At 27.0% G+C, this 25,748-nt stretch carries 24 protein-coding genes; 10 read left to right on the top strand and 14 right to left on the bottom strand.

Features of this window, described 5'->3' with window-relative positions; translation table 11 throughout:
* Window positions 1-15: 15 nt before the first annotated feature.
* Window positions 16-822: a glucosamine-6-phosphate deaminase gene (gene nagB / locus DB318_RS03680; RefSeq protein ID WP_151060556.1), complete on the top strand. Its 807-nt coding sequence runs from the start codon at window positions 16-18 to the stop codon at window positions 820-822.
* A 68-nt stretch (window positions 823-890) separates the two neighbouring features.
* On the opposite strand, the gene DB318_RS03675 is transcribed toward nagB, so the two are convergent.
* Together DB318_RS03675 and secA are read right to left on the bottom strand one after the other, a co-directional pair.
* On the bottom strand, window positions 891-1,502 hold the full coding sequence (locus tag DB318_RS03675) for a superoxide dismutase (protein ID WP_151060555.1): 612 nt from the start codon (window positions 1,500-1,502) through the stop codon (window positions 891-893).
* 14 nt (window positions 1,503-1,516) lie between these two features.
* The gene (gene secA, locus DB318_RS03670; protein WP_151073754.1) at window positions 1,517-4,216 is read right to left on the bottom strand and encodes a preprotein translocase subunit SecA; all 2,700 of its coding nucleotides are present in this window, start codon (window positions 4,214-4,216) and stop codon (window positions 1,517-1,519) included.
* A 68-nt stretch (window positions 4,217-4,284) separates the two neighbouring features.
* Between secA and DB318_RS03665 the strand changes: the two genes are divergently transcribed.
* The 6 genes from DB318_RS03665 (at window position 4,285) to alr (ending at window position 9,100) form a co-directional block, all read left to right on the top strand.
* Window positions 4,285-5,418, top strand: a complete 1,134-nt coding sequence (locus DB318_RS03665) for an LIC_12708 family protein (RefSeq protein WP_151073753.1) — start codon at window positions 4,285-4,287, stop codon at window positions 5,416-5,418.
* A gap of 31 nt (window positions 5,419-5,449) precedes the next feature.
* Window positions 5,450-5,878 (top strand): hypothetical protein, encoded by a 429-nt coding sequence (locus DB318_RS03660; RefSeq protein WP_151073752.1) that lies wholly within the window; start codon window positions 5,450-5,452, stop codon window positions 5,876-5,878.
* A 3-nt stretch (window positions 5,879-5,881) separates the two neighbouring features.
* Window positions 5,882-6,298, top strand: a complete 417-nt coding sequence (locus DB318_RS03655) for a hypothetical protein (protein WP_172964375.1) — start codon at window positions 5,882-5,884, stop codon at window positions 6,296-6,298.
* 131 nt (window positions 6,299-6,429) lie between these two features.
* Complete coding sequence (locus tag DB318_RS03650) at window positions 6,430-7,233, top strand: S2/P23 family protein (RefSeq protein WP_151074322.1); 804 nt, start codon at window positions 6,430-6,432, stop codon at window positions 7,231-7,233.
* Between the two features lie 26 nt (window positions 7,234-7,259).
* Window positions 7,260-7,934 carry a BB0158 famile outer surface lipoprotein gene (locus DB318_RS03645; protein WP_151060550.1) on the top strand — a complete coding sequence of 225 codons (675 nt, stop codon included), beginning with the start codon at window positions 7,260-7,262 and terminating at the stop codon, window positions 7,932-7,934.
* Between the two features lie 47 nt (window positions 7,935-7,981).
* Window positions 7,982-9,100 carry an alanine racemase gene (gene alr, locus DB318_RS03640; RefSeq protein ID WP_151073750.1) on the top strand — a complete coding sequence of 373 codons (1,119 nt, stop codon included), beginning with the start codon at window positions 7,982-7,984 and terminating at the stop codon, window positions 9,098-9,100.
* Here alr and DB318_RS03635 read toward each other — a convergent pair.
* Complete coding sequence (locus DB318_RS03635; protein ID WP_151074321.1) at window positions 9,092-10,693, bottom strand: hypothetical protein; 1,602 nt, start codon at window positions 10,691-10,693, stop codon at window positions 9,092-9,094. The two genes, alr and DB318_RS03635, sit on opposite strands and share 9 nt — an antisense overlap.
* A 75-nt stretch (window positions 10,694-10,768) precedes the next feature.
* Here DB318_RS03635 and DB318_RS03630 point away from each other — a divergent pair, with 75 nt between their 5' ends.
* Window positions 10,769-10,936, top strand: a complete 168-nt coding sequence (locus DB318_RS03630; protein WP_004791995.1) for a hypothetical protein — start codon at window positions 10,769-10,771, stop codon at window positions 10,934-10,936.
* Window positions 10,937-10,961: 25 nt separating this feature from the next.
* On the opposite strand, the gene DB318_RS03625 is transcribed toward DB318_RS03630, so the two are convergent.
* From DB318_RS03625 to malQ, 4 genes are all read right to left on the bottom strand, one after another.
* The gene (locus DB318_RS03625) at window positions 10,962-12,713 is read right to left on the bottom strand and encodes a hypothetical protein (protein WP_151074320.1); all 1,752 of its coding nucleotides are present in this window, start codon (window positions 12,711-12,713) and stop codon (window positions 10,962-10,964) included.
* 80 nt (window positions 12,714-12,793) lie between these two features.
* Window positions 12,794-13,780: a calcium/sodium antiporter gene (locus DB318_RS03620; RefSeq protein WP_151074319.1), complete on the bottom strand. Its 987-nt coding sequence runs from the start codon at window positions 13,778-13,780 to the stop codon at window positions 12,794-12,796.
* A gap of 27 nt (window positions 13,781-13,807) precedes the next feature.
* The gene (locus tag DB318_RS03615) at window positions 13,808-15,652 is read right to left on the bottom strand and encodes a putative glycoside hydrolase (RefSeq protein WP_151060545.1); all 1,845 of its coding nucleotides are present in this window, start codon (window positions 15,650-15,652) and stop codon (window positions 13,808-13,810) included.
* A gap of 125 nt (window positions 15,653-15,777) precedes the next feature.
* On the bottom strand, window positions 15,778-17,298 hold the full coding sequence (gene malQ, locus DB318_RS03610; protein ID WP_151060544.1) for a 4-alpha-glucanotransferase: 1,521 nt from the start codon (window positions 17,296-17,298) through the stop codon (window positions 15,778-15,780).
* Between the two features lie 140 nt (window positions 17,299-17,438).
* On the opposite strand from malQ, the gene DB318_RS03605 reads away from it, so the two are divergent.
* The gene (locus tag DB318_RS03605) at window positions 17,439-18,608 is read left to right on the top strand and encodes an OmpA family protein (RefSeq protein WP_172964707.1); all 1,170 of its coding nucleotides are present in this window, start codon (window positions 17,439-17,441) and stop codon (window positions 18,606-18,608) included.
* Window positions 18,609-18,619: 11 nt separating this feature from the next.
* Here DB318_RS03605 and DB318_RS03600 read toward each other — a convergent pair whose 3' ends face one another.
* Window positions 18,620-18,997 (bottom strand): TraR/DksA family transcriptional regulator, encoded by a 378-nt coding sequence (locus tag DB318_RS03600; RefSeq protein ID WP_151073748.1) that lies wholly within the window; start codon window positions 18,995-18,997, stop codon window positions 18,620-18,622.
* A gap of 164 nt (window positions 18,998-19,161) precedes the next feature.
* On the opposite strand from DB318_RS03600, the gene infA reads away from it, so the two are divergent.
* Window positions 19,162-19,383 carry a translation initiation factor IF-1 gene (infA, locus tag DB318_RS03595; protein ID WP_006433515.1) on the top strand — a complete coding sequence of 74 codons (222 nt, stop codon included), beginning with the start codon at window positions 19,162-19,164 and terminating at the stop codon, window positions 19,381-19,383.
* A 45-nt stretch (window positions 19,384-19,428) separates the two neighbouring features.
* Here infA and DB318_RS03590 read toward each other — a convergent pair whose 3' ends face one another.
* From DB318_RS03590 to DB318_RS03565, 6 genes are read right to left on the bottom strand one after another with little or no spacing between them, the layout of a single operon-like run.
* Window positions 19,429-21,435, bottom strand: a complete 2,007-nt coding sequence (locus DB318_RS03590; protein ID WP_151060694.1) for an SH3 domain-containing protein — start codon at window positions 21,433-21,435, stop codon at window positions 19,429-19,431.
* Complete coding sequence (locus DB318_RS03585) at window positions 21,429-22,016, bottom strand: tetratricopeptide repeat protein (protein ID WP_151073746.1); 588 nt, start codon at window positions 22,014-22,016, stop codon at window positions 21,429-21,431. Before DB318_RS03585 ends, DB318_RS03590 begins: the two co-directional genes overlap by 7 nt.
* On the bottom strand, window positions 21,998-22,984 hold the full coding sequence (locus DB318_RS03580) for a VWA domain-containing protein (protein ID WP_172964866.1): 987 nt from the start codon (window positions 22,982-22,984) through the stop codon (window positions 21,998-22,000). The genes DB318_RS03585 and DB318_RS03580 overlap by 19 nt, the downstream gene beginning before the upstream one ends.
* Window positions 22,981-23,982 carry a vWA domain-containing protein gene (locus DB318_RS03575; protein ID WP_151060540.1) on the bottom strand — a complete coding sequence of 334 codons (1,002 nt, stop codon included), beginning with the start codon at window positions 23,980-23,982 and terminating at the stop codon, window positions 22,981-22,983. Before DB318_RS03575 ends, DB318_RS03580 begins: the two co-directional genes overlap by 4 nt.
* A complete protein-coding gene (locus DB318_RS03570) occupies window positions 23,969-24,868 on the bottom strand; it encodes a hypothetical protein (RefSeq protein ID WP_151074317.1) in 900 nt (299 codons plus the stop codon). The genes DB318_RS03575 and DB318_RS03570 overlap by 14 nt, the downstream gene beginning before the upstream one ends.
* A 6-nt stretch (window positions 24,869-24,874) precedes the next feature.
* Window positions 24,875-25,747: a DUF58 domain-containing protein gene (locus DB318_RS03565; RefSeq protein WP_151060538.1), complete on the bottom strand. Its 873-nt coding sequence runs from the start codon at window positions 25,745-25,747 to the stop codon at window positions 24,875-24,877.
* Window position 25,748: the final 1 nt, after the last annotated feature.

Raw genomic sequence — 25,748 nt, 5'->3', positions numbered from 1 at the left:
TTTAAGGAGATCGCAATGAGATTAATAATCAGACCTACGTACGAAGACATATCAAGGTGGGCAGCCAATCACGTAGCACAAAAAATTAAAGAATTTTCTCCAACAAAAGAAAAGCCATTTATCCTTGGACTTCCAACAGGAAGCTCTCCAATCGGTATGTACAAGAATTTAATTGAATTAAATAAAAATAAACAAATTTCATTTCAAAATGTCATAACTTTTAACATGGATGAATACATAGGAATTGAAAAAAGCCATCCTGAAAGCTACCATTCATTTATGTGGAAAAATTTTTTTTCTCACATTGATATTAAAAAAGAAAACATAAATATACTAAATGGAAATGCTTTAAATCTTAAAAAAGAATGTGAGGAATATGAAAAAAAAATCAAATCTTTTGGGGGAATAATGCTTTTTGTAGGTGGAATAGGCCCTGATGGTCACATTGCTTTTAACGAACCAGGCTCTTCCTTGACATCAAGAACAAGAATCAAAACTTTAACTCAAAATACAATCATTGCTAATTCAAGATTTTTTGAAGACAATCCGAATAAAGTTCCCAAAAGCGCTCTAACTGTTGGGGTTGGAACAATTATGGATTCACAAGAAATTTTAATAATAGTAAACGGACACAATAAAGCAAGAGCATTAAAGCATGCTATTGAAAAAGGCGTTAATCATATGTGGACAATTAGTGCACTTCAATTACATAAAAATGCAATCATAGTATCTGATAAAAATGCAACTTATGAATTAAAAGTTGGAACAGTAGAATACTTTAACGACATAGAAAGAGAAAACTTTAATAATGATTTAAGATAAATTACTTAACATTTTAGAATAAAATACTAGCTTTAAAATTAAAAATTTTTATCTTTATAAAATAAAAGCTAATTATTAGCTTCATTGTAAATTTTTGAAACTTCTTCCCAATTTAAAGCCTTTAAAAATGCATCAACATATTCAATTCTTCTATTTTGATATTTAAGATAATAGGCATGCTCCCAAACATCAATGCCTAAAATTGGTTTATAAGACTTCATTAAAGGGCTATCCTGATTAGGCATTGAAATGACTTTAAGCTTACTATCAGGACATAATACTAACCATGCCCAACCACTTCCAAAAACTTTCATTGCAGCATCTTTTAAGTTAGCTTTAAGAACGTCTAGGCTTCCAAAAGCTATATTGACATCATTTTTAAAATTTTCCAAAAGATTACTCTTGTTTCCTGGTTTTAAAGTTCTAAAATATAAAGTATGGTTTGAATAACCCCCAGCATTATTTCTTATTAAAGTTTGAAATTCATCTGGAAAATCCTGAATATTTTTTAATATGCTTGACACATCTTTTAAATGACTTTTCCCCATTTTTTCAAAAATAGAATTCAAATTCATCACAAAACCATTATGATGCTTACTATGATGAATTTCCATAGTTTTAGCATCAATATAAGGCTCAACAGCATCATAATTATAACCAAGTTCTGGTAGTTTAAACATAAAAACCTCCTATTCTAACTTTTACCATGACAATTTTTATATTTCTTCCCACTTCCACAATAACAAGATTCATTTCTGCCTATTTTAGGAGAACTTCTAACCACTTGAACATTAGAAATGCTTTTATTCTCATTAATAAAAATTCCTGAAAGTTCTTTATGAATTGAATTAACATTTTTAGACTTCTTTAGTGACCTAAAATCGGAAGAATTACTATCTAATTTTAACTGAAGAACGCGCCTTATGGTAGAAACTTTAATATCTTTAATAAGTTCGCTAAATATTAAAAACCCCTCTTCTTTGTACTCTGTAATTGGATTTTTATTAGCATAAGACCTTAGATAAACAGCTTCTCTTAAAGAGTCTAAATTTGCAAGATGCTCTTGAAATTTAAAATCAATATTTTTTAAATATTCATACCTTAAAAATCCATTAAAAAGATCCTTACCTATCGAATTTTCCTTCTCATCTAAATTTGTCTTTGCTATTTGCATTAACTTAGCCTTTAAATCAAGAGAATTAATATTTTCAATAGAACCAAGACTCTCAAGCATATAGGCAAAAATTAAATTTACTTCATTTAAAAAAACATTTGAAACTGTGTTACTTTTTGTTCCCTCAAGCAAAAAACTAAGATATTCTTCTAAGGCAATAAGAATACGATCCTTAATAGCTGCGTCTTCAAGAATAGAATTTCTCTGAGCATAAATAAAATCTCTCTGCTTTGTAATAACATCATCATACTCTAACAAATGCTTTCTAATCTCAAAATTCCTGTCTTCTACTCTTTTTTGGGCATTAATCAAAGATTTGGTTAAAAGAGAATGTGTAATAGGCTCTCCTGTTGCCATTCCAAGCTTACCCATTAATGATCTTAGGTTGTCTCCGGCAAAAAGACGCATTAAATCGTCCTCAAGCGACACATAAAATCTTGAACGCCCAGGATCACCTTGTCTTCCGCTACGCCCACGAAGCTGGTTATCTATTCGCCTTGATTCGTGACGCTCGCTACCAATAACATAAAGCCCACCAAGACTTTTAACTTCATTATAGTCTTTTAAATAATTTTCTCTTTCATTTTTAACAGCCTCTTGAAATTCTTCAAGGCTTACATTAGTTCCAATTTTTTTTCTAACCCTGTGTTCAATATTACCCCCAAGTTTAATATCTGTACCACGACCAGCCATATTTGTTGCTATTGTAACTGCATGCTTTGCTCCAGCTTCAGCAATAATAAATGCTTCTCTAGAATGATTTTTTGCATTAAGAACTTCATGCTTAATCCCTCTATTTTTAAACATAGCTGATAAAATCTCAGATTTTTCAATAGAAACAGTCCCAACTAGAACTGGCTGCCCTTTCTTGTAAGTCTTATAAACCTCATCTGTAATCGCATTAAACTTAAATTCTTCGGTATAATAAATAGTATCATCCTCATCTATTCGCGCCAACAATCTATTTGTTGGAACTACAACTACATCAAGATTATATATTTTATGAAATTCCTTAGCCTCTGTATCAGCTGTACCTGTCATACCAGAAATTTTATCAAACATTCTAAATAAATTTTGAAAAGTAATGGTTGCCATGGTCTTATTTTCATTAGCAACTCTAACTCCTTCTTTAGCCTCAATAGCTTGATGAAGTCCATCAGAATATCTTCGTCCTGTTAAAACTCGACCAGTAAATTCATCTACAATTTCAACTCCAGAATCGCCAACAATATATTCTCTATTTTTTAAAAAAAGCAAATGCGCTTTCAAGGCTTGAGTCATATAATGAACATAATTAAAATTTGAATCGGTATACATAGATCCATTAATAATGCCTTTAGAAACTAAAAGCTGTTCAAGATTATTAAGCCCTTTAGCAGTAAAAGAAATTCTTTTGGCTTTTTCATCAACAGTATAATCACCATCAAGATCATCTATTTCTAAAGGATAATCACCTGTTTTAGAATCCTTGGAACATTCTTTTAAAAAAGAGACAAGAGAATTAACCTCAAGATAAGCATTTGTATTGCCCTCAGTAGGCCCTGAAATAATCAAGGGGGTTCTTGCCTCATCAATCAAAATAGAATCGATCTCATCAATAATACAATAATTGAATTTTCTTAAAGATTTTTCATTCAAGTCATAACGCATATTATCTCTTAAGTAGTCAAATCCAAGTTCATTATTTGTAACATAAGTAATATCTTTGGCATATTGAGCTTTTCTTAACTCATAATCCATATTAGATAAAACAACCCCTACACTAACACCTAAAAGATCAAAAACTGGTTTCATCCAATTAGAATCACGCTCCGCAAGATAGTCATTAACAGTAACAATAATAACCCCATCCCCTGTCAAACTATTCAAATAAGCTGCTTGAACTGACGAGAGGGTTTTTCCTTCTCCTGTTTTCATCTCTATTATTTTACCTTTATGTAGAGCAAGACCTGCAATGATTTGCACATCATAAGGCCTTTCTTTAAGACGCCTTCTAGCAGCTTCTCTAGATAGAGTAAAAGCTCGCTCTAAAACACCTTCTAAAGAATTGCCCGATTTTAATTCATCTTTAAACTTTTGTGTCTCTTTTGAAAAATCTTCATCTGCTAACGATAATGCCCAACGCTCAAGCTTATTAATATTTCTTAAAGTTGGAAGATAATCTTTTAAATCTCTTTTACTTTTTGAGCCAATAGTTGCCTCAAGTACCGCTTTTAACATGCTAGGTATTAATTCTCCTAAATAATTGACTTAAAGTCATTTTTCATTTTAAATGATAATATAAAAATATGAAAAAACACTATAAAGCTTTTATATTAAGCTTGCTTTTTGCAATTATATCATGTAATACTAAAACTTTAAATGAACTAGGAGAAGAACAATTTAAAATACCATTTGGAACACTTCCTGGTGCAATAATGCCCTTAGATAACAGATTTACAAATTCAAAATTTGATATCAAAACGTATAATGGACTGGTTTACATTGCAGAAATAAAAACAAATAAATTGATGATTTTTAACTCATACGGAAAACTAATACAAACTTATCAAAATGGAATATTTAAAACAAATCCCGATTTAAAAATAAAAAAAATAGATTTTGAAGGGATTCAAGCAATATATCCACTAAAAAATTACATTATTGTTGCAGATAAACTAAATAATAAAAAATCAACATTCAATCAAAAAGAAAATATTGCATACTTTATGAGAATACTAATATTAAATAAAAACTCGACTGTAGAAATTTTAGGGCAAGAAGGTTTAAACGGCACACCATTTCCACAAATTTACGATGTTAACGTTGATGAGAATGGCAACATTGCAATAATATCAATATATAGCGAAGGCTATATAATATATTCTTATAATAAAGAATTTTCTCCGCTTTATAAAATTTACGTCAATAAAAACCTATTAAAAATAATAGACAATCAAAAGAAAAAATACAACATTTCAATAGACAAGGTTTTTTTTGAAGTTAACAAAAAAATTCTTTATATAAAAACCACTTACTATGAAAACATTGGAGACAATGAAAATATAAACGATCTTGGAATTAAAATTAAAGATCAATATATCTATAAAATGAGTTTAAAAAAAAACAAAGAATTTGAAGTAATAAGTAAAATTGCTCTTCCTAAAAACTTATTAGATGATAAACAAGAAAGCTTTATCAATATTATAAAAATACAAAAAGATAAAATAATAGCATCTACGAACATGAAAAATTTATCTAACAATTTAATATGGAAATTAGACAACAAAGGCTCAATTAAAGAACAAATAGCTTTAATTGAGCCCCCCAATTTAACATTCCTCTCTGAGAGTTTATCTAAAGACGGAATACTTAGCATACTTTACGGCGGAAAAACTGGTGTTAGTGTTTACTGGTGGAATTTAAATACATTATTAAAATAATAATCATAAAAAGGTTAAATTTGTAAAAATAATGAAAAAGATTAACTACAATCAACAACTAGAAATTGAATACCAAAAAAAATTGAAAAAACATATCATTGTTGGAACAATCTTTGTTATAATTCTTTTATTTTTTAAAATTTTACTAATTCCAAAGATTCAAAATCACAAAAACAATAAAAACAATATCAAAATGATAATAAGCTATAAACAAGAAAAAAACAAATTATTGCTAAAAATAAACATAAAAACAAAAAAAATCTCTAACCTAGGAAAAGCTAAGCTAGATATTTATCTGGATAATAGATTGATAGAAAGCAATATGCTTTATATAAGCAGCAAAAACTTTACATCATATGCCAATATAATCTATCAAAATGAAAGCTTATTAAGTATAATACTAAAGAGCAATGATAATAACAATATTTTTTATAACAAAAGAATAAAACCTAGAGGATAAAATATGATGCAAATATACTTTATGTCTGTTTTGTTTAACATCTTAGGGGGAATCATACTTGCATTCCCAATGTTAATAGAAAAAATAAAATTTTTTAAAATTTTTGAAGATTTTGTAAATTTAATAAACGATAACAAAAAGGTAAAAAGCATTTTTGGATTATTATTTTTAATAACTAGTGCTTTTGAAATAATTAAGCCTTACAAATTACCAATAATTGGAAATTTGATTCCAGCTATAAGTTTGTTTTTAATTGGATTTATCTTGTTTTTAAAACAAAAGCTACCTACAGAGATTCAAAATAATAACAAATATGGAAAATTCCAATCAATACTTGAGAACAATCAGCAGTTAATTGGAATTATGTCAATCATTATAGGAATAATTCATTTCTTAGCAGCAGAAATACCTTTATTGTAAGAATTAAAAATAAAACTGCTAAAACATAACTTGACTTTGACATAAGTATTCTATACTATTAGAGTTTAGCGTGGCATAATTTTAATTACCACTCAATAAAAACCATAAATGGTACAAAGGAAGAAGATACAATGTTTAGAGCATTTAAACATTTAAAATTAATGGCGATACTTATGTTAATGTTAGCTTGCGCTTTTTTTAAAAAACCGCAACCTGTTCAACAAGACGGAAATATTGGAAAACCAATAAGCGATGAAAATTTACCTTTTTTAAAAAAAGCACAATCTGCACAACAAGACAGCAATACCGAAAAAATAGACGATGAAAATTTGCCTTTAAACGATGGAAAATTACATTTAATATCAGGAAAAATTTTGAATAAAAAATTGCCAATCATAAATAGCAATCACAACGTAAATTGGATAAAAACAAAAACAATGGCAATCCTAGATGAATATGGAAAAGCAATACCAGAATTTAAAAACAAATTTGGGTATTCTTATATACTATCCCCTATAAAAATAGACGATAAATATAGTAGCCTAGCATCACTATTAATACTCTTTGAAACAACTAAAAATGGAGATAAAGAATATGAGATTGAAGATATTAAATTTATAACAGCTGGTTCTAACTTAAAGCTTAAAAATCCTTTTTTAGTTGTTGAAAATTCACAAGAAAAAGGATATATTACTGCATACCCATTTGGAATATTAATGAGTAAGGAACTTAAAGATGCTTTTAAGACAACATATCAAAATGGTCATTGGAATTATATGCTTGCAAATTTAACCGTCAAAAACAAACTTGCTCAAGAGTCTAAAATTTATAAAATTTCTCTTAATTCAAAATTAGTTATTGAATTTTTAAAAGAAATACTAAAAGAAAATTCTATTTTAAAAGACAAAAACGGAGATCTATTTGAAGATTTATAATAAATATAAATAAAAGGAAATATTTTATGAGCCTTAAAAAATTTATTTTAACTGTAATAATTCTTTCTTTAGCTGAAAATATTTTCTCTAAAAACGAAATTAATATTTTCGAAGATAACAATTATATTGTAAAAGAAAATATAAAAACAAAAATTAAAAAACTAAAACAAAGCTTTTTACTTGCATCTGTTGATATTGCCGTTACCCAGCCTTACATAGAATTAGTAGATTTGCATGGAGAACCAATAAAAGAACTTACTGAAGTCAGCTATTCATTTATAAATGTATTTTCAAAAATTGGATCTTCTGCTATTATTTCGTTTGACCTATCAAACGAAGCTTCTGAGAAATACAAAATCACAAAATTAGAATTTTTAAGTCCAGATAAAGGAAATTTTATTAATAATCTAAGCAGCCTCACTAGTGGGAAGCAGCAATCAAAAAAAGAGCTTTCAAAAGACGCTTATTCATTTGGCACATTAAAAACCGAATCTCTTTCAAAAACGATTGCAGAATATTACAAGAATAACAAATGGCATTATATTTTGGCCGCAATAACAGTAGAAAATAATATAAATAAAGAAACTAAAAGATATGAAATTAGAATTAACCCTAAAATATATAATGATTTCCAAAAAAATTTGAGATTACATTTTAAAGGCAACAAATTAAAAAAATTCCCAATACCCATTATAGAATAAATCACAAATTAATAGAAAAAAGATTCTTACTTCTCTAAAAAAGCTAAATATATGATAATAAAACAATGGGCAGTAACAAAACAATAATAATAAATTTAAATAATTTAGAGCATAACTTAAATTTAATTAAAAAAAAAATTGGTGAAAAAGAAATAGTAGCTACCTTAAAAGGCGACGCATATGGTCACGGACTTATAAATATTTTTAAATTTTTTAAAGCAAAAAAAATAAATTACTTTGGACTTTCTAATATTGAAGATGCTAAAACACTTAAAAAGATTGATAAAAATATAAAAATATTGATGTACATTAAAGTAGATAAAAAAGAAATTAAAAATTTGATTAAACTCGATTTATTACCATTTGTTGCTGATTTTGAATATCTATTTTTAATAGAAAAAGAATGTGCATTACAAAAAAAGAAAATAAAAGTCCACTTAAAAATTGATATTGGCATGAATAGATATGGAATAAAAATAGATAATGCCCTTGAAATAGCCACATATATTCAAAGTTCAAAATTTCTAGAACTAGAAGGGGTCTGCTCACATCTTCCAACAACAGAAAACTTTAAAACCACACAAAAACAAATAGAGCAATTCTTATCTTTTTTAGAAACACTTAAACAAAAAAATATAAATCCAAAATTTGTCCATATTTCTAATTCGGGACACATTATGAACTACAAACTAAGCCCACAATTTAATATGGTAAGACCGGGCCTTATTCTTTATGGTTACTATTCCCCCCTAAAAAACAAAAAAACTACCCTAAATTTTAAACCTGTATTAAATTTATTCTCAAAAGTAATATTTATCAAAAATGTAAAAAAGGGTGAAAAAATTTCATATTCAGGCACATTCCAAGCCAAAGAAGATATGAAAATAGGAATTATTCCAATTGGATATTTTGATGGAATACCTCAAAATATAAATAACAATTTTTATTTTTTAATAAAAAATAAAAAATGTAAAATAAGGGGGAGGGTTTGTATGAATATAACAATAATAGAAATTCCTAAAGACTTAAAGATTAAAACGGGCTCAAAAGTAGAAATTGTATCAGAAAAATTAAGTATAGATAAAATGAGCGAATTTTCTAAAAGAAGTCATTATGAATTACTATGTAATATAGGAAAATATGAAAAGAGAAAATACTTAGATTAAATTACCCAAAGAATCAAATTTTTGAAAATCTATTAAATTACCTCTAGCATCGTAAATCCACTTATAAATTGAAAATCCTCCAACATCATCTCTTAATCTTAAATCTGGACCATGATTAGACTGTTTTGATATTTTCCCAAATTTATTGTATTCATATTTATAAACACTAACTCCATGAATATCGTCCTGCAATTGTCCTAAGCTGCCAAAATTTTTTTGAGAAATAAGCCTATTTTGTTTATCATATTCATATAAATATTCAAAAACAAAATTACAATCAGCAACCAAAACTCCATCCTTGGAATAATTTTTCTTTGAAATCATATTGCCATTAGAATCATAACTAAATTTATACTTTGAAACTCCTTCAAAATCATCTATTGGATTAACAAAATCTCCACCAAAATGTTCTTGAGCAATTAAAAATCCGTCTTTGTCGTAAGAATATCTGTAAATCATCACACCTTTAGCATCAGCTATCAAATTAAAATTTTTATCAAAAAAAATATTTTCTATTAAATAAAACTTGTCATCATATTTATAACTATAAATAGCAATTCCTTTAAAATCATCCACTATTTCATACTTTTCCTCATAAACAGTCGGAATATCTCTATTATAGTTTTTATTGATTTTATTACTATAGTTTATTATTCTTTTTTCATTATTTTGAATATAAAAAATGGTCTTTTTCATGGCATAACCATTTTGACTGATTGTTAAATTATTATTATTGTCATAGCTATATTCTTTGTAATAACAATCTTTCTCTTTAAAATAATATTCATAACGATAAATTGCTACATTATTTTCATCAGGAGTCAAATTATTATTAATATCATAATTTAAAATCTCAATAACTTTTCCATCAACATCATAATGATATATTTTAGTAGCTACAGAAAATGGATTTGAAACAATATGAGCTGATTTATCAAGATATTCTTCTTTAATAAGATTATTATTAGCATCATAGGTTAATCTAAATCCACAAGTACCATTTTTTGATCTTACAATATAACCATTCTCATCGTAATACAAAACCGTTTTAACAAATTTAGAATGATCATAACTAATCTTTGTAAAATATACATTATTTAAATCTTTAATTTGAATCCCTGATTCATTAAATCTGTAAACACTAAAATCTCTCTCATTGTCGTATAAAAAATGATAATAAGAAACATTATATTTATCTCTAACCATTTCATTAGATCTATTGTAATTAAAAATATTTTTAATCCTACCATCATTCATATACTCTATATATTCAATGTAAACACCATTATTATTTTTAAATGCAAGTCCCCTATTTAGAAATACGCGCCTTTCACTATGCTTGGTTCTTTCTATTTTAATTTGACTTGCACTAAAAAAAGAAGGCATTAAAATGCTAAGCTTACCAATATAATCAACCAAAATAAGATTATTATTGCGATCATAAGTAAATTTATATCCATACTCTTCCTCAGACTCTTCTTTTGTAATCTCATATTTACCTACTATGTTGTAATTAACAGAATAATCTGCAAACCTATAGTAAACTTCTTTTGAAAAAAGAGAAGCACTCATAAAAAATATTATAAATAACATGAATAAATTCCTTGATAAATCAACCTTATTTTGATAGATTTTATTATACAATAAATCTGTCAAAAGGAGCTTAAAATGGCAAAAATTTCTAAAAACGCTCAAAGAGTAGGTTCAAAAGAACTAATAAGCCGATGGGGGGGGAAAATTGTAATGAAATCAAAATTTGAAAATGGAAAAATAAGGCATTATGCAGAATGTCAAACTTCAAAAAATACAGCAAGAAAGCCGAGGGATTTATTTTAACAAATAAATCCACTCACTTATAATGCTATTTTTTTTGTATCCTATCACTAAATTTGACCCATGCTTCATCTTGCTCTTGTTTTGTGTAGTTCTTATTTACTGATTGCTTAGATGTTGTCCCCTTTTTAGGAAAAGATTTTCTAACTTGAGCTTTTATTTCCTCTCTTTGTTTTCTAATTTTTTCCAATTGTCTTTTAACTCTTTCATCTGAATCAAAAAGACCGCCTCCACTTTTATTCAAGCCAGCTCTAAAATCCAATCTAGACAAAGCCTCTTTATAGCTTTGATGCTTGCCTGTCAAAAATAAAAGAATTCTTTTAAACAAGCTTAAATCTTTATAAGCAGCATTCAAAAGCGAATACAAATCAAGTTTATATATTTTGTATAAAGGCAATAGTTCATTACTATTCTTAAAATATTTTGCCGCTTCAACTTTAATCAAATCTTTAAGATGAACTTGAACACTTTGTGTTTTATAAATTCTTCTATAATGAGAAACAATAAGGTCAAGAAATTTAACTTTATTTTTTAAACAATACTCATTCATAATATACCCAGAAGACACCAATCTATTAATAACTTCTTCTAAGCCTTCTTCTGTAAAAATAGAAGAAGGATCATCCCCAAAACTAAGAATTTTAAATATACTAGTCCTCAACTCACTATTGAGAAATTGCAAAACCTTTTCGTATTCTTCTAAAAAAAGCTCATATGCAAAAGGTTTGTACAAATAAAAATTTTCTTTTACTTGAAATATTTTTGGCAAAATATCCTGAATTTTAGATTCAAAAAAGTACATATTAGCAACTAATAAAAAATTTTCAGGATCGTTTAGACCTTCTGAATAAACTTTTAGAATACTAGAAAACTCTTCTGTATCAATTGCACCTTTTTTAAACTCCAAAGTTTTTTCAATTGCTTTTAAAGATTCATCAATTTTAATAGCTTCTATAGCCTTAAGCTCTTCTAAATCTTTTTCATTTTTAATAAAAAGATTAAGGAAATCTAAAAAAACAAAATAATTTTTTGAAAAAGTGATTCCTTTCTTGCCAAGAACTTCATCCTTAATTTCAAGGATGCCGGAGAGAATCTTGAAAACAGCTCCAATCATATTCTTACCCTCTTCTAAGGCTCTCTCATAATCACCAAGCTTTAATCCTTTTACTCTAACGAAAACATCTTTTACAATATTATTAGAAGCAATATTAAAAAATATTTTTTTAACAAACTCAATAAAGTATAAAGCCCTGCTCGATGGAATTATCAATGATTTCCAAACCAATATTTCTTTGAGTTGTGATTTTGTTTCAAAAAATTTGTAGTTAATATCTGAATCTGTAATAGCTATAAATTCATTCTGAAAAACCAACAAGCTAGATTCTATATTTTTAACAGTAAGCAAAGAACTAAAAAGATCTATTCCTATATAAGTTTTTAAAAATAAATCGTCAATAGAATAATAATAAAAATCATAACTGGCCTCATCAGTTAAAATTATGCTATCTGGTAAAAATTCTCCATCCGTTGCTATTTTATTAGTGACTATTCCTCTTTTAACTTCATAAAGTTTACGAAATAAAAAATCAAGCTCCCCTTTTAAACCCCGTATTCTTACAGAATGCTCTTCTATAAAAGAAGCATAATCTATAGCATTCTTTTTATAAGATAAAATAGTTTTCAAAATTAATTTTTGGGCATCAGAAGATATTCCTAGCTGAGAAATCAAAATATCTACTTCTTTGCTACTCATATAAAAAATTTCTGGTAATTTTTTCATATTGTCCCTTATATTACATTAAAATAATAAAGCATATTACATTAAAAATATATTAACAATCTAAAATTAAAATTACATAATCAATAAAAGTTAAATAACATTAAATTATACAAAATATATAAAAGCAAAAAAATTAAAGAAATGCCCCTGCTAAAAACCCCTTTAAATTTAACCACTAAAAATAAAACTAAGGTTATAAACACCATTATACTAAAATCTAAAATATAAATATCTTGCAACAAAATGGGTCTTAAAAAACTACTACTAGCTAAAATAAAGCCAATATTAAAAATATTGCTACCAACAATATTTCCAAATGCAATGTCTGATTCTTTTCTGATTATTGCAAAAAGAGATACAACAAGCTCAGGAACACTTGTCCCAAAAGCCACAACTATAATTCCAATCAACTTTTCACTAACATTAAAAACATTATTGGCAATATAAAGAGCCCCATCTACCAATAATTTCGATCCCAAATAAAGAAAATACATGCTAATAAAAAAGCTTAACACATTAAAAAATATAAAATTTAAACTCTGATTTAAATTGCTTACACCTTCTTGAGAAGAATTTTCTAATCTAAAATGCGCTTTTTCTTCTTTGTAAAAGAAGAACAGATAGGATAAAAACAAAATTAAGATGCTCAATGAGCTAAAACGATTATAAGGTGCTGTAAAAAAAGAGTAAGATCTAAAATCAAATGAAAGCAATAAAAGAAGAACCATTAATAAAAACAGAAACATAAAAGAAAGCTTAAGTCTTTTAAAATCCGCCTTAATTCTTAAAAAGAATCCCGCTAAAGGTAGCGCAAGCAACATATTAATAATATTGCTACCAATAACATTAGAAACAACAATTTCATTTTTACCCTTAAAAGCCGCCAATAGACTTGTAAAAAGCTCTGGAGCGCTTGTTGAAAAAGATACTATTGTAACTCCTATTAAAAGTGTTGGAACTTTCAAATAAGTAGCAATGCTAACTGAACTTTTTAAAAGTAAATTACCGCCAAGATATAATAAAAAAATACCAAATCCTACATAAAAAAATTGAATTAAATGTTCCAAATAAATCTCCTTTGTAAGAAATAAAAATTAAAAAGAATCTAAATACTCTTTTAAACTGCTTTTAACCATATAATACACATTAGATGCATTCCAAAGGCTAAAACCACTACCAAATGACTCTTTGACTCCTTTAAGCTGAAACTTTAAATATTTTAAATAAATCTCATCATCCACAACCCTTTCTTTTCCTAACAAAAAAGCTTGAACATAAGGCCTAATGACAACCCTATCCAAAGAAAACATAAATGCTCTATCGCTCCCCTCTTTATAAATCTTATAAGCTCTTTTTGTATAATAAGAATTGCTTGACAAAAAATCATCAGTATAATGTGAGGGATAAAACATAGGAGATATAACATCAACATAATCTGATAACATTGCAATATTTTGCCCAATACTATTAGTAGGAAACCAGCCGTTGTATCCATAAATATCAACAGAAATAGGAATATAAAGCTGCTCTCTTGCCATAATCAAAAAAGATTCAAGAGCATCAACAGGCCTCATCTCATACTTATTCATCCTTGAACCTGCAAGAGATACAGGGCCATCTGATGGAAATCTAATATAATCAAACTGTATCTCATCAACTCCAAAAGATTGTATTTCTTTTGCAATAGAAATATTATACTCCCAAGTAGCAGGAGAAAAAATATCTACCCAATGCTCTACTTGCGAATATTTAACAAGACCTCCAGAATCAACTTTTTTAATAAAATGCGCCCAGGGTTTATTAACCCTTTTGTTCCAAAGAGCATGTTTAAAATTATTATAATGATACAATTTTGCATCTTTAAATACAACACATCTAGCAATAACATAAATTCCAAGTTCTCTAGCTTTTTTAAGAATATAAGAAACATCAATCAAGTTTTTAACAGATCTCAACTTATTGGGCAAAGAAAGCTTACTAGAATAAGTTAAATTGCCATTATCATCTTTAAAGTCAATTACAACAGCATTCATACCTAAATCTTTAATAAATTTAAATCTTTCATCAACTGCCTTGTTATTACGCAATGTATATGCTGTTAAATAAATAGACCCTTTATTTTTAGCAAGCTGCATCCTTTGTGATTTCTCAACAAAATCCTGATCTTGCAAAGATAATTTTCCAATAAATACCCATTGCCCATTAATATAAGAATAAAAATGATTGTCATATGTTCTAACTAAAATTTTTTCTACATTCTTGTTAGATAAATCTAAAATACGTATTATTTGCTTTTTAAAAGGAAAAGAAATTTTTTTAATAAATCCACTTTCTTGATTAATTAAAAAAATATCTCCATAAACTCCAGAAGAAAAATACAAATTATTTATATCTTCTTTTGAAAATTCAATAGCACTAATAACGTCGTAATACCCCGTACCTAGATAAATCTGTGGCATTAAACGATTTAAATTTTTAAAACTAACAGCTCCATTAACACTCAGATAAATGCCGTGAATCGCAGTTCCAATAGCAATACGCTTATACTCTCCTTGAGAAAAGGCGCTTGATGTAATATACGCACTACTGTTAAATTTATTAATTCCAACTAATTTTCTAAAATTTTTTGAATAATCATAAGAAACGTAAAGATTATCACTTGTGGTCAAAAATGAACTTGAAGAATAAACATCTTCATAAATAGAGGTAATTCGACTAGGAACAAGCTTATCAAAAGGGTAAATCCACCTGGAATCTATCCCGCTAACTTGAACTTTGGTTATTTTTCCATTAACACTTTTACTCAAAAATCCTTTATGAACAAAAAATAAATTATATTTTTTAAAAAAATCTTCATCGGTTAATGAATATATACTAAAAACTTTAAAAACAAAAAAGAAGAAAATAAATGCCCAATAGATAAAAATCTTCATATACATTAATAAATAATACTTGCAAATCAAAAAATATTAAATAACAATGATTTTCATTTGACACATTAAATCTCAATTAAATTTAAAAATATCAAAACATTATAGCAAATTTCTTCTTCTTCTTAAAAATCTTACGCCCTACCATAAAGCCTTGTAATAAAACCTATATTTTTACTCAAAGTATCATCTAAATCACTTTCTAATAATCTAAAAATCCAATTATCTAAAGTACTTTTTGGAATATTTGCCTTAAATTCATCTTCTAAATTAATATAATCTTGCATTGGAACTATTACATTATCAGAAACACTACTCATAGCACTTCTTATCATATCCCAAACAACAAAATCTTCATTTGTATTTAAATAATCAAAAATATACTTTTTATGTAAATCATCTAAAGAGTTAATAAATTCTCGTATTGTACCATTATCACCAACTCCTGTGTAAACTATACAATTTTTAATATAATTATGAGGAAGATTCTGATTACCTGAATCAAAATCAAAAGCAAGATTCATTATTCTCATTCCTGGAAAATTAAAAAAATCTTTTAGCCTTGAAACATCTTCAAGATCGTTTTGAAAATCTTCAACCCAAATTTTTAAATCTTTAATTTCATTTAAAATAAAATTAAAAAAATCTCGTCCTGGTGACTTTACCCACAACCCATTAAAAGCATAAGCCTCATCCACGCTAACTTCCCAAGTAGAAACAAAACCTCTGAAATGATCAATTTTAATTACATCTACATACTTTCTTAAAATCTCAATCCTTTTTGCCCACCATTCATACTTAAATTTCTTTAAAACATTCCAGCTATAAGCTGGACTATCCCAAGCTTGCTCTTGTTCTAAAAAATAATCTGGAGAAATTCCTGCGACCTTATCTTTGCTTGCATCAAATCTCAACTTAAAATATTTTTGATGTGCCCAAACATCAGCAGAATCATAAGCTATAAAAAGAGGCACGTTCATAACTAACTCAATTCCCTTATCATTTGCATAACGCTTTAAAGCTTGAAACTGTGAAAAAAAGAAATACTGCAATACCTCTTGAACTTTAATCTCTTTTGAGAGGATATTTCTCAATTTAAATAAATCTTTTTCATTTCTTTTAAGAATTCCTCTATCAAAAAGAACGTTAAAAGCATCCTTTGATTCTTTAAAAAAATATTCTTTAAATGCAACAAAACTTGCAAAATCCAAAAGCCAATAAGAAGACTTTTTTTTAAACTTTTCAAAGCTTTTAACCTCATTGACCGAAGCTCTACTAATAAAATTTAAAGCAGCTTCTTTAAGGAATTTATCTTTAAAACTTAATTTTTTTAAATCAGAGTACCTGGTTTCATTTTCCTTTAATAGATTCAAATCTGAATCTATAAATTTGCCAATAGCTTCTAAATCAATATAATAAACATTACCAGCAAAAGCCGAAAAAATTGAATAAGGGGGAGATCTTGTAAAATCAACAGGAGAATAAGAAAACATTTGCCAATAACTCTGCGAAGATGCAAACAAAAAATCTATAAATTTATAAGCACCTTTACCCAAATCTCCAATACCATATTTAGATGGCAAAGAACTTATGTTAAGCAAAACACCACTTTTTCTTTTCAAATTTAAATTAAATCTTATTTTTTTATATTTCATATAAAACCCCTATTAATTAATAATTTAAAAAATTACCCACTGTGCTATAAATTATAATCAATATTGGATTATAACAAAATATCAAATAGTAATTTGAAGACAAATTTAAAAATTAAATACTTTTATGATAAAATTTATTAATGAATACCAAAGCAACCATGATATTGTTGCTATTATTTTTAGTTCAAAGTGTAGCTTTGTCTTCTGAAATCTTTGAATTCAAATACATTAAAGGTGCAAAGTTCAGACTAGAAGGTACAGATAATCAAAAAATATATTTAAATGGACATTATAATTCAAATTATACAACCAATATTCAAATTTCAAGCGAAATAACAAACATAAAAGAAAAATTTGCAAACATTAAAGCTTTCTTTAGAATCTTAAAAAGAGAAAATATTAATGATCCTTACCTATTAAATGAAGAGTTTGAAGAAATTTTCAGCATAAATAATCAAGGAGAATATATAATAGGAGCAAATCAAAAAAGACCCTCTGTTAGAGGCATACCAAGATTTCCAAAAACACCTATTAAAATAAATGAAAAATGGACATATCCTGCAGAAGAATACATAGAAGCTTCAAAAATAGACAAAAGTATAAAAGATTTTATTGTAAAATTTAATGTTAACTATGAATATAAAGGCAAAGAAGAGCACAACGGAAAAAATTACCACATAATCCTCTCGGATTATGAATCACAATACAATATAAAAAACATATTTTTTTATCAAAAAGTAACCCAAAAAATTTATTTTGACAATGAAATTGGCAATACGTATAAATACAATGATGAATATACATTTGAAATAAAGCAAAACAACAACCAACATTTTAAAATGATTGGAAACTCTTTTGGCAGAGTAGTTTCAATTGAGCTTCCAGATGACAATTTCATTGAAACTGAAGTTGAAAATTACATACAAGAAAAAAAAATAAAAACTATTAGTGTTGAAAAAAATAATAAAGGAATTAATTTAAGCTTAGATATTGAATTTTATCCTGACTCATTTCAAATACTGCAAAAAGAATACAAAAAACTTGACCTTATAGCTAAACTTCTTGAAAAATTTAAAAAAAATAACATACTAATAGAAGGACATACTGAGCAATTTGGATTGGAAGAAGAGATGCACGAACTCTCTGAAAAAAGAGCTCGTGCAATTGGAAATTATTTAATAAAAATGAAAGTAAAAAATAAAGACCAAATACTATTTAAAGGATGGGGATCTCAAAAACCAAAATATCCTAAATCATCCCCATTAAAGGCTAAAAATAGACGAGTAGAAATTACAATATTAAATAACTAACTTAAAATGCCTCATCTTCTGCTCTTTTTTTCTTTTTTTGTCTGACAACTAATACATAAAAAAGCATAAGGAATTGCCAAAAGTCTCTCCCTAGCAATTTCTTTTTCACAAGCCAAGCACTTACCATAAGAATTTTGAGAAATTCTATAAAGAGCTTGATTTATTAAATTCAACTTTCTCTTTTCAACAAAGCCTAATGCTTCAAGATTATTTCCATCCATATTATCAAAAGCAATATCAACAACATCCTTTGGATACATATCATTATTGATTATTTCCTTTTTGCTATTTTCTACAGACTTAATAGAATCTAATATCTCTCTTTTTTCTGCTGAAAGAAATTTCTTTATCTCTTCAATAAATTCATGCTCAGAACTAGCTTTTTGCATGATACCTCCCTATAAATTACATTTTTAAAAAACTTCGTGTAATTATATACACAATTTCTTATAATGTAAACAAACAATAATGCTTTTATTCTTAAAAAGAACAATTGAAATGATATGTTTAATCATGTAAAATTTATCCTATTAGAGAAAATACGGAGGTTGTCTTGAATATTAAAGAAGAAGCTATTGAAACAGAAGGAGTTGTAAAAGAATCCCTTCCAAATACCATGTTTAGAGTAGAACTTAAAAACAAACATATTGTACTTGCCCATCTATCTGGCAAGATGCGAAAACATTTCATAAAAATAGTTCCCGGTGATAAAGTAAAAGTTGAACTTTCCCCTTATGATCTTACAAAAGGTAGAATAGTATACAGGGAAAAATAAAATTAAACCCTTTAAAAAGATTAAAATCATTGTAAATATTTATTTTTAAATTAAATCATCTTTTAATGACACAATAAAATTTTTATGAATCCAGCCTTGAAGTCCATAGCTTGTTTCAATAAGAACAAAATTGTCTTTGCTGTCAAGGATATAAACACTAGCATTTCCTTTTAAAAATCTCCAACTTCTTGAAAAGTTGTCAGGAACTTTATAAAGAGAAACTAAATCACCTTTAATTATTCCTACCTCAGATTGTTGCTCAGAATAAAAATAGTATGTTTCAAATATAGTAAAACAAACCGCAGAAAAAAGTAAAAATATAATTATTTTTTTTAAATTTTTTGCCCAAAATCTATAAGAAATAGATACGACTAAAAAATTTATTAAAAATAAGCTAATAATAAAAAAAATATTAGAAAAGATAAAACTATTGTTACGAATATTATCCGTAATTCCATTTTTAGTTTCAATCAAATCAATAACCTTATAGGGGGCATCATTATTTGGAGAAGCCAAAAATGCTTTATAAGCTGAATAAATAGCATCAAAATCTCTATCCATTTTACTTAAAACAAGAGCTCTATTTAACCAAAGCCCTGAATAATTTGGATATTTTTTAAGAATATTATCAATCTTGATAAGTGAAGCATCATAATTTTTAGTATTATAGTTTTCAATCAAATCATTTATATTTCTTTCTGACAATAAACCATCATCTACAGCATTTAAACTAATGCCAGCAGCCAATATTAAAATAGCCAATCCAAAACTTGATGCTGCAAAAAATTTTTTATAGTTAATTAAAATGGCTAAAGATAATAAAAATCCTGGAATCAAAAGTAAATAATAGTATGGAACAAAAAATAAAAAAGTTTTATTTTTGTAATTCAAAATATCAGAATAAGATAACAGCTTAAAATCAGAATCTACATTATTTTGAATTTTGTTTACGCTATTAAACTCCCCTGAGTATTCGTACTTCAATTTTTTTCCTTTAAGAGTATAAACTGTCCCATTATCGGGATTTAAATAATTAAAATCGCCAATATTCAAAAATACACTGCCTTTAGTACCAGGCTTAACTGTATAAATTTGAGAAATACTGCCCTTATACCCGCTTTTAGTAGGCTTAAAATTATAATTTTTCTTTTTATTAAGAATTTTAGAATTATAAGTCTCAATCTCTGGAAAGTAAAAATGTGGAAAATTCCCCTGACCTGTAATCTTTATTAAAATAGTAAATATATCTTGCTCAATTGCTGAATAAGTCGGAGTCTCATAATCAATTCTAAAAGTTCCCACCGCTAAAGATTTAACCTCTTTGGGAATCGGTTTAACTTTTAATAAAAGCTCGGGGGTTTCCCTAACAAGGCCAGAATCAATATTAAAAGGAAAACTGGGAATCAAAACGCTTTTTGAGCCCTTAAGAGGAGTCAGTACAAAGTTATAAAAAGGTACATCTAGAATTTCTTTATTATGGAAAGTTCTATATTTAATATCTCCAAATATAGGCATCTTTTCAATCATTGCATCCTTAATAGCAGGCAAAAATCCAGACATTTCATTAGAATTACTATCTGAAAGCCAATTTGAACGCAAAACAAGCCCAATGCTTTGATATTCATAAACCTCTTTTTTATCAAAATCCCAATATAAATCAACTGGCAAACCAAAAGAATTTATTTCATCAGATCTTAGCACGCTAACTTCAACCTCTGAGGATAAATAAAAATCACCTTTATAAATTACTTTTAATGGTGGAATCTTAATAAATCCTAGACTCTCAAAAAGATATTCAACTTTAATCTCAACAAAAGAAAGGTTATTATTATCAGTTATCCTGGATATTGATAAAACATTAGAATTGGATTTAACTTCTTTATTTATTTCAACTTTTAGCAAACTTATATCAATATCTTGTAAAGGATTGTTAAGCTTTACAATCTGAATAAATTTGTCACCCTTTAAAACTTTAATATTAGTAATAAAATCAATACCCGTAAGTGAATAAAGTCTTGAGATTGAAAAAAAATAAATAAAAAATATTACCAATCTTCTTTTGAAACAACTAGGCTCTCGTCTATTTTTCTCAACCATACAACCCTCTCAAGATTTTCAATATACCTTAAAAAATTTTCATTACTTTCAACGAAATTTTTACTTTTTTCTACACTTAAAGAATTAAAACTATCACGCACTGTTCGTTTTTTTATTATTGTAAGTTCAAGATTATACTTAGCATTATAACTACTAGGATCAATTTTTAAAGCCTCCTTAAAAGCCATCTCAGCCTTATGATAAAGCCCTTGATTATAGTATATTATCCCCTCGTTATAATTGACATTAAAATTTAAAAAAATATCATTAGTCTTCTTTGCATAAGATAATATCCTAAGAGAACTTTCATATTCGCCTAAAGAATAGTATACAATACCAAGATTGTAATATCCCCAAGCAGAATATTTTTTATCCTCTACAAGATTATAATAATTTGAAATTGCATTTTGATAATTTCCTCTAACATATTCGTAATTCCCAATAGCCATTAAAGACATAGACTTAACATTCGAACAAGACAAAAAACCTAAACACAAAAAGTAAGCATATAAAACTGCTAAAAAGTTTCGTCCCACTTTATCATCCTGACAAATAAATACATAAAAATAAACAACAACGAAATAACTAAAAAAATTTTATACCTTGATACATCAACGAGTATAATATCATTTGATGTTTTTCTTATTATACCATTTCTTATATCATCGACAACAAAGTTAATCCCTTTTAAATATAAGTTATAATATGATCCTTTAAGAGAAGAGGTAAGAAGAAGTAAATTTTCTTCATTTATTACAGTTTTAACAGGATTCCCATTTTTATCTTTAATAATTGAGTTTTGATCAAATAAAACCGGATTACTCCCCCCAATTCCAACTATAAAACTTTCCAACTTTAAATTATTGACAAATTTAGAAAACCTATAATAATTACTTTCTCCCCAATCATCACCATCTGTTAAAATAACTAAAAAATTATAATAAGAATCATCCATCATATTAGAAATTACACTAAAAACAGCATCTCCTAAAAAACTTCCAGGAGAACTTATTAAATCAGGCTCTATATAATTTAACATCTTGTTTAAACTGGCCTTATCTTTAGAAAAAGGCAAAACCAATAAAGAATTGCCTTTAAAAATAGTAAGAGAATATTCTGCATTCTCAAAATTACTTAAAATTAAACTAATCATATTTTTAGCACTCTCAAGTCTATTAATAATTTTACCTTCATCTATACTTAACATACTACGAGAAATATCAAAAATAAAAGAAATTCTCAATTTACTCCTTTCATCCTCAACAGCTCTTTGTCCCCAAGAAATATCTAAGATAGATAAAATTAAAAAAATTAAGCTAAAAATAAAAAACATTATCATGAGAACTTTTTTAATGTAGTAATTTTGCATATAAGAATTGTCTCTATACATAAAGCTTAAGGTTTTAAAAAACGGAATATTTCGTTTAAAATCAAGCACACATATAAAAAAAATCCACATTAAAATTAAAAAAAAGTATAAAGCACTATAATTATTTATACTCATAGTATCTCTTTTAAGAAAATTTTTGAAAAAATAAAATAAATAAGCAATAAACAAAACGCTAAAACTAAAAATTCTTTATAAATATCTTTATTGTCCACGGCTATTTTAATTTTTCTCTCTAAACTTTCTTTTTTTGAAAAATCTTGAATTGCAAATTGAAAAGAAAAATCATCATTAACCGAATAGAAAAGACCTCCCGTTTTATTTGAAATCTCAACAAGCATACTAGGATCATAAACCTCTTTAAGACTTCCTTGATAAAATTTTCCAGATCTTAATTTAAACTCAACACTAAATTCTTCAGAACTTCCAATACCAATAGAATAAATCTTAACATTTAAACCTTGAGCAAGGTTAATCACTTGATCTTTATAGATCTCATCTGAATTGACAACCCCATCTGTTAAAACCACTATCGATCTTTTGAAAGCTTCAGAATGCTTTAAATGAGACAACGCAATAGAAATACCCAATCCTAAAGCAGATCCATTGCCAAGATCCATAATATAAATATCATCTAGCTTTTTATTAAAAAAATCCCTATCCGTTGTTATAGGCACTACTATTGAAGCATCTTTTGCAAAAGCTACCAAGCCAATATTATCATTTTCGCGTTGAGAAACAAAACGTTTAATCAATTCTTTTGAAAACTCAAGTCTATTCTTAGAAGAAAACTCAACAGCTCCCATACTAGGCGATATGTCAAGAACAATGACAATGTCAGCGCCAGCGCTAAGATGTATCATCTTTTTTTTTGAAACCGAAGGACCTGCTAAAGCAAACACCATAGCCATTGCGGCTAAATACAAAAAAGAATAAGTAAAAAAATACATCAAATTTAATTTATAATCCTTAAGCTTTAAAGAATTAAAATTACCATAAAGTGATATTGGAAACTTTATCTTACCCCCTCTATTTTTAAAAAAATGATTAAAATAAATTATTAAAGGAAAAATTACTAATAAAAACAAATACAAGGGCTCATTAAATGTTAGCATTAGAACCTCTATTAAATTCTTCAAAATTCGATGCTGCAGTTCTTAAATCATCTAAAACAAACGACAAACTATCAAATACTAAATCAACACCACTAAATTTACTAAAATCAGAAAGCCTTAAAGTATTAATAAAAGTTGAACGAATCTCGTAAGGAACCTTAAGATCTTGCAAAATTACAGAAATTTCTGTTGTAGTAATCGCATTAAAATCAAAACCTGTTTTTTTAGACAAATAAACTCTTAAAGAAGAATTTATTAAATTATAAAATGTACTCTGATCTCCACCTTCTTTAACATATTTAGACAAAATAACAAACTGTTTCTGCAATACTTTATAAGGCTTTCTAAGTCCATGCTTAACTATCAAGTAAATTAAAAGCCGATTTAAAAGCTTTAAAAGCTTAATAATCAAATAAGGAATCAAAAACAACGCAAAAATAAATAAAAACAAATAAGCACTTGTTCCAGGAATAAATAAAACGCCTTCTATATTTTTAATTTTAAAATCAGAATTATTAGATACTAGTTTATCTGTATTGATTTTTATATTCTCTAAAACAACCTTTTTTTTCTTACCATTGCTAATTACATCCCCAATATAAAGAGAAGGAAGAGAACTACTTCCAATATAAAAAGAGACAAAATTAACTATTATTTCATTTGTTACATCATTAAAGCTAATTGAATTTACTTCAACAAATTCATCTTTAATCTCTTTAAAATCAACAGGAAAAAACTCTTCATCATCATTTAAAATTAATGAAACTTTAAAATCAACAGAATCACCCACATAATAACGAGTTGGCATAAATATTTCATTCTTTATTTCATAAGAATGTAAAAATAAAGTTAAAAAAAGAAAAAGATTTGAAATAATTCTCTTCAAAATCTATTATCCCTTTTTAAGAAGAATTTTAAGTTTCTTAAAAACATCTTCTTTAGTATCAATTTCAATAAAACTAATATTTTTTTTAATACACTCTTTTTTCCATTTTATTTTATCAAGTGTCCAATAGTTTTTATAACCACTTAATGTTAACTTGCTAAACCCTGAAACTAAAAAATTTTCTCCAGTTTCAATGTCCTCACAAATCAAAGTTCCAATTTTAGGAAAATTTTCATCAAAAAAATCTGAAATTCTTATAGCAACAACATTATGTCTCTTACTCAAAACATTTAAAGATTTAAAATAAGCATTCGCCTTAAAATCAGAAATAATTATAACTAAAGATCTTTTTTTATAATATTCTGCTGTATTTTTAAAAATATAAGCTAGGCTGCTACCCGGCTTAAGATTTCTATTGATTGTTTCACTTAAAATCAATCCCAAGTGTGAATGGCCTTTGCTAGAAGGTATAAACTTGTCTGTTCCGCTTGAAAAAAAAGTAACACCTATTTTATCATTATTAAAAAATGCCATATGTGCAAAAATAGAAACCAACAAATCCTGAACATCTTTTTTATTTACTTTATCTCCTAAGCTCATAGAAAGAGAATTATCAACTAGAAGATGAAGATTCATTCCTCTGTCTTCTTTGAAAACCTTTGAAAAAATACTATCGGCTTTTGAGCTCACATTCCAATCAATAAATCTAGCATCATCAGAATCCTCATAAGGTCTAAATTCATGAAACTCAAGACCAAGTCCTTTAAAAATTGAACGATAGCCGCCAAAATTAAGCTCAGAAAGCATTTTCCTTGAAAAGAACTTTAAAGCTTTTATCCTGGTTTTAGTACTACTATTTAACTCGTTATCTTGCATCATT

This window comes from [Borrelia] turdi (assembly GCF_008828755.2).
Lineage (GTDB): Bacteria > Spirochaetota > Spirochaetia > Borreliales > Borreliaceae > Borreliella > Borreliella turdi.
This window is presented reverse-complemented; position numbering and strand designations above follow the sequence as displayed.